Here is a 5,724-nt window from a genome sequence, read left to right on the forward strand (position 1 = left end):
GTATATATGTTATCAAATAATTTCTTATATGTGATGAGACTTAAGACGTATTTTTCATTCATCATATAGTCGGATGAAAAATTAATATTCGATTTCATCAAAATCCTTCGGCTGCGGTACAGTTTGCATATTAGCTGCATCTTTAGGATCGCTATAAATTGCATTTTGCTCTGTATTTACATCTTTTATATTTTGTTTTTTATTTTTGTTCACTTTATCTTTCACTTACAATCACTCCTTTTTGTTATAGGAGTAATTATGCCCTATTACCGTTACTAAATGTATCAGCGACTAAATTACTAAATTCACGTAAATAATATAAGTAATTATCACCGCCGTAGTTATATCTTTTGTTATACATTTTTGCAACAACTACATTATATTCAGGTATTACTAAAATAGTCGGTCCAGTAATCCCTAATATTTGATATGACCCTTTTGGAACACGTTCACCAAGTTCGCTTAATTGTGCAGGTTCATTTTGAACGAACCAAAACAAGCCATTTTGTGGTAGCTCTTTATTTACATATGTTGGACTCTGCAAACTCGTAGCGATTTTTATAACTTCTTTTGGAACAATTTGCTTACCGTTTATCACACCTTGATTTAAATGAAGATTGCCCCAATAAGCAAATTCTCTAGCTGAGACAAACAGATTTTTTTCAGTACCGTCATCTACCGTACCAATTTCACTAGTCGCGTCTTCATTTGGATTATTAACAACGTCAACTAAATTTTCATCTCGCTGAACTCTCCAACCTGTTTCTTGAAAATTAGCAGGCTTAAAAACACGCTCCTTTAACAATTCAGGAAAACTTTTGTTATATAGCTGATAAATAAGACGTGTCATCATTCTTACATTAATATCTCTATATGCCCATGCTTGTCCCGGTTCAAATTCACGAAAAATTGTCCCGTCATTCATTTCTTCTAATCCGTGCGAATGTGTTACTAAATGTCTTATCGTTGTTTTACCAAGCAATGCAGGATTAAAGTCTTTAAAATATTTTATCGCTTCATCATCAATAGAGTTTATTTTCCCCTCGTAAAGCGCATACGCTATCATTAATCCTAAATAACTTTTTCTAGCAGAAGCAACGTTGAACTGCGAAGATGCGGTTACTTTTTTATTAGTCGATGTATTTGAGTGATAACCGCTATAATGCTCTAATACGACTTTATTATTTTTTATAATACAAATTGCTGTAGCAGAACTATGATTTTTTTCTTTTATATTCTCTACCCAAGAAATCAACTTATCATATGTATACAAATAAATCCCCCTTAATACACATCAAAATTACAGCATGAAAGAAAAGTATAAACAGTATTTACACCTTTCTTTCATATAAAATATTAATGATGTACTATATTTAAATAATCCACCAGTTCCAGCAATTAAAGCAACCAAAACATCCGGCACAACCTACGCAACCACCACATCTGCCGCCGCCGCAACCGCCACAGCGTCCGCCACAACCTCCGCATCCGCCACAACGACGTGCATCGCCTTGGATGTAATAATATGGATATTGACTTTGTTGTTGATCCCAATACACAACATTACCAGTTTGATAATCATTAAGGTTTAATGTTTGTAATTCATGTTGAAACTGATTCATTACGAACCCCTCCATTTATAAATATAAATTTCGCCCAAACGTTAAAGTTTATATATTTTTGTAAACAAAATAGAAACAAGACTATAGACTAAATGCGTACATCAACAAAATATGAACTTACACTAGGTGATGTACCTTGTTTTCCAGCCTATTTTCTTTATATTTATTCGATGGACGTATTTACTATAAATAAAGTGATTTAAAAATTACTAATCCAACAATTTAGTAGTTCATCGCTTAACTTTCTTTCTAGTAATTCCTTCACTAAAGGCATTGGCATGATTTCATAATGATTTAAGGCTTCTTTATTATAATCTATCCAGTGAAATGCTAAATGAGACTCGCTCGATTTCGGTGTTAAGTCCGTATGTAAATCTTGTGACTCTACTTCAAAAATGTGATTAATTTCATGATGGAGCACTTCTTTATCTTGCCATTGATTTTCTATGACTCCTAAAAATTGTTGTATACTACAGTTTACTCCAAGTTCTTCTCTTAACTCTCTTATTAATGCATTCTCTACTGATTCTCCAATTTCAACATGGCCACCAGGTAAAAAATAATGATGGCCAATATATTCAGCAACTAATAATTTTTCATCTTTTATCATGACTGCTCGTACAATATGATGGAATTTACTTTTCAATTGATATTCCTCCTAGTTATTCGATGTATAGTTGCTCAAAATAGTCATTTAGTATTGGTATAATATAAATCATAGGTGTTTCATACGGATGCATATCATTAATAACTTCAAGAGCATCTTTTACAAGTTCTCGTTTACACTTTATTTCAACTTTACATTCTTGCCCTTCGCATATTCGACCAATTTCTCCATTAAAAGGAGATGCCTCGTCTAAAGGTCTCCAATATCCTTTCACTGAACTATAGGAAAGACAATGGTCATATTCGCCCGTTTTACATGCTCCAATTTTATTTAATTCATCCCTTAATGTTTCAATATATTCTTCAGGAATGAATACTTCAATTTTCAATTCAGTAAATTGCATATTTCATTTCACACCTTTACTTCATAATAGTTAAACAAATAAACGATATACTTGCTCACCATCATACTCCTGTCCTAATGATATGAAACCATATCGTTCATATAGTTTCTTTGCAGAGATATTATCTTTATGTACTGTTAATCTAATTTCTTTACACGATTTAAAAGTATTTTTTATTATATTAATACTTTCTTGTAATGCTGCTTTTCCATAACCATTACCTTGCTGCGATTGATCAATAATAAATCCGTTAATCCAATACATATCTGATGTCTCTCTTACAACAGCATGCATAACAAAACCAACCATAAGGTCACCATCGTATATAGCGAGTGGTATGTACTCTACATTGTCACCATCTGGTTTTATATATACTTTAGCAAGCGAAACTGCTACGGATGGAACAAATTTCAACTGATTTTCTTTAACTTGTAGTTTTAATGCTTCTTCCCAATTTTCTCTCGTAACAACCTTTAACTGGATATTCAATATTGTAAGCTCCCTTATATAGAGGATGTATGTTTATATTCAACGTAGCGAAATAATTCCCTTTTTCGACAACGACTTATAACATAATTTTTATAAAATCTTGAATGAATTTTTCTGCATCTATTTCTAAAGCTATACGGGCTCCTTCAGATTTAGAGTTAGGGCGAAAATCAGCAAATGTTTGTCCTTTCGTATCTCCGTATGTATCTACATTCACTGTACGATGCGCAAATTCAAAAAAACTTTGGTTAACTAATCCACTTATAGCAACCACATCATGAAGCAATGGCCCTTCGATAGATGGATTAAGTTTTTGGTATGCAGAAAAATAGTAATCATACATTGGTTTCATTATCGTATGGAATGGATTCTTTGAATTAGCTTGAATATAGTCAAACACATTTGGTGTTAACACAGCTTTGTTTGTTACATTTAAAGGGAATATTAATAAATTCTTTGCTTGATGGAAAACAATTTTACTTGCTATAGGATCTCCATACACATTTGCCTCTGCTAACGGCGTAACGTTTCCTACTTCTAAAAAAACACCACCCATGAAATAGATTCCTTTTACATTTAGCATTAAATCATTCCATAAATTAAAAGCAATTGCTAACGAGGTAGATCTTCCTACATCAACAATTGTCAAATCTTTTCCGTACTTTATAAGAATCGCAGCAATACTGCCGAAATTATATATTGGAATAGATAATACATTTTCTGGAACATGGATAGGCCCTAATCCTTCTGCTCCGTGAATTTCAGGATAGTACGTAGTAATTTCTTCTGTAAGTGGTTTTGTTGCACCACTAATGACAGGAATGTCTTGTCTATTTGCTAACTGCAAAATATACGCTGCATTATGTGCAGCATGTATATGCTCAACATTTCCGTATCCAGTTACAATACCGACAATTTCAATTTCGGGATGCAGTAAGCCATACATAATGGCAAATGAGTCATCAATACCTGGGTCTCCGAAAAATAATACTTTTTCCAAGAAATACGCTCCTCTCACGAAAAAATTGAGTCATTAGTAACTATGTATATGAAAAAAGCAAGTATATCTATGCAAATTTTAGAATGGATAATGTTTTACAAAATATTAAAAAGGAACTAGCGTATGCTAATTCCTTTCTTGAGTAACCATTCTCAAATTTAATTAATTATCGTATCCTTCATAAATTGCATCATTTATTTGATTTTGTATTTTTGTATCATCAGGTACAGGTTTCCACCAATTTCCTGTAATAAATAACATAGTTAATAAATTATAACTATCACTAAAATAACTTTCTCTCTTATTCTTCATCCAATCCCAACCGCTATTTACCCACTTTTGATTATTGCTACTTGTTATACTTGCAGCAATAAACGGTGAAACAAATACAGCAGTTGAATAACTACCAATATTAGATCCATTTAATTGATAACCATCCACAATTTTAGAAGGATTTCCATTCGTTTTATTTTGAATCCACGAAGAAACTTTATCAGAAATGACTTTACTTCTTTTCTCGCCGTACATCGCATAGTCCATTACAATTCTCAATGGTACCCGACTAGCATTGTAATAATATGCATTTGTATATTCTGACTCATCTAAGAAGTCTTTAGGTGCGGGTTGAGGTGGGTTTTTTACAACGAAATCTGAAATAAGTCCTGTATTTGGAGAGTATTTATTACTAAATTGCGTATAAACACCGTACAAATTATTAATAACAGTAAGCCAAGTTTTATCACCTGTAAATTCATAAAATGCTCTAAGGTGTGACATCATCCAATCAGATGGTCTCGTATCAAGTGAACTTTTAGAATCCCAATCTCCTAAATTTAGTCGGTTATTATTTGTAACATTACTAGCTTTAATACCTTTTGTAATCATGTCTTGTGCTTCTTTCAAATAATTAACTGTTCCATTAGATCCCCACTGCTTATGAGCAAGAAGAAGAGAATACGCCATATCTAAATCTCCATCAGTAGCAGAATCAAAATGACCTTGTGCTTTTTTACTATCTGCGACAACCCATCCCATTAAATTAGGATTTTGAGAACTTTTAAAAGTTCTTGCTGTTTTAAATAAACCGTCATAGATTTTTTGAGCATTCGAATCATAACCAGCCATTAATACTGTAATTATCATCCCATACCCTTGACCTTCTGAAGTTCCGAGTGGCTTAAACCCATCTGCATCACCTGTAATCTCTCCTTTTACGTAATAACCACCAGGTAAAGAAGATAAATCATTTTTCAAATATTTCTTTTTCCAATTATCGTAGTAACTTCTTACAGAAGCATTTAAACTTTCCTGTGTAACATGATTCGGTTTTATAACACCTGCATAATTAACTTGCTGGGGAAATGGTTTCATTTCCTTTGCAGCAGCTACTTGTTGATTAACTACGGGAATAGAATTTTGTACTGAATTGTCCGTTACACTTGCTGCGAAACTAGAATTAGAAAAACTAGCTAGTCCGATTCCTACAATAGAAATACATGTGAAAATTTTTCTTTTTCCATTCATTATGTTGTCAGCTCCTTTTAAAATGCTTACTACATAAAATGTAACATACAATATTTAACTTAAATACAAAATATTATAT

General features: G+C 32.5%; 8 protein-coding genes. All 8 read right to left on the minus strand.

Going from position 1 to position 5,724, the window contains the following annotated elements; all coding sequences use genetic code 11:
- Positions 1–81: 81 nt before the first annotated feature.
- Entirely contained in the window at positions 82–225 is a 144-nt protein-coding gene (locus tag ABWK52_RS28045) for a hypothetical protein (RefSeq protein ID WP_000653680.1), read from the minus strand.
- 31 nt (positions 226–256) lie between these two features.
- Entirely contained in the window at positions 257–1,273 is a 1,017-nt protein-coding gene (locus ABWK52_RS28050) for a serine hydrolase domain-containing protein (RefSeq protein ID WP_000288900.1), read from the minus strand.
- A 100-nt stretch (positions 1,274–1,373) separates the two neighbouring features.
- Entirely contained in the window at positions 1,374–1,622 is a 249-nt protein-coding gene (locus ABWK52_RS28055) for a heterocycloanthracin/sonorensin family bacteriocin (RefSeq protein ID WP_001071345.1), read from the minus strand.
- Positions 1,623–1,821: 199 nt separating this feature from the next.
- On the minus strand, positions 1,822–2,268 hold the full coding sequence (locus ABWK52_RS28060; RefSeq protein WP_000836836.1) for an NUDIX domain-containing protein: 447 nt from the start codon (positions 2,266–2,268) through the stop codon (positions 1,822–1,824).
- 16 nt (positions 2,269–2,284) lie between these two features.
- Positions 2,285–2,632: a divalent cation tolerance protein CutA gene (gene cutA / locus ABWK52_RS28065; RefSeq protein WP_001160775.1), complete on the minus strand. Its 348-nt coding sequence runs from the start codon at positions 2,630–2,632 to the stop codon at positions 2,285–2,287.
- Between the two features lie 30 nt (positions 2,633–2,662).
- A complete protein-coding gene (locus ABWK52_RS28070) occupies positions 2,663–3,121 on the minus strand; it encodes a GNAT family N-acetyltransferase (RefSeq protein ID WP_001025615.1) in 459 nt (152 codons plus the stop codon).
- Positions 3,122–3,197: 76 nt separating this feature from the next.
- Entirely contained in the window at positions 3,198–4,121 is a 924-nt protein-coding gene (locus ABWK52_RS28075) for a nucleoside hydrolase (RefSeq protein ID WP_000416779.1), read from the minus strand.
- Positions 4,122–4,283: 162 nt separating this feature from the next.
- Positions 4,284–5,645: a glycosyl hydrolase family 8 gene (locus ABWK52_RS28080; protein WP_098022749.1), complete on the minus strand. Its 1,362-nt coding sequence runs from the start codon at positions 5,643–5,645 to the stop codon at positions 4,284–4,286.
- Positions 5,646–5,724: the final 79 nt, after the last annotated feature.

The sequence above is a fragment of the Bacillus sp. AP50 genome, from assembly GCF_040492675.1.
In the GTDB taxonomy this organism is placed as follows: Bacteria; Bacillota; Bacilli; order Bacillales; family Bacillaceae_G; genus Bacillus_A; species Bacillus_A cereus.

Excerpts from the sequence above, each read along its gene's own strand:
- cutA (WP_001160775.1), bottom strand. The coding sequence starts at position 2,632 with ATGCAATTTACTGAATTGAAAATTGAAGTATTCATTCCTGAAGAATAT.
- ABWK52_RS28055 (WP_001071345.1), bottom strand. The coding sequence starts at position 1,622 with ATGAATCAGTTTCAACATGAATTACAAACATTAAACCTTAATGATTAT.
- ABWK52_RS28080 (WP_098022749.1), bottom strand. The coding sequence starts at position 5,645 with ATGAATGGAAAAAGAAAAATTTTCACATGTATTTCTATTGTAGGAATC.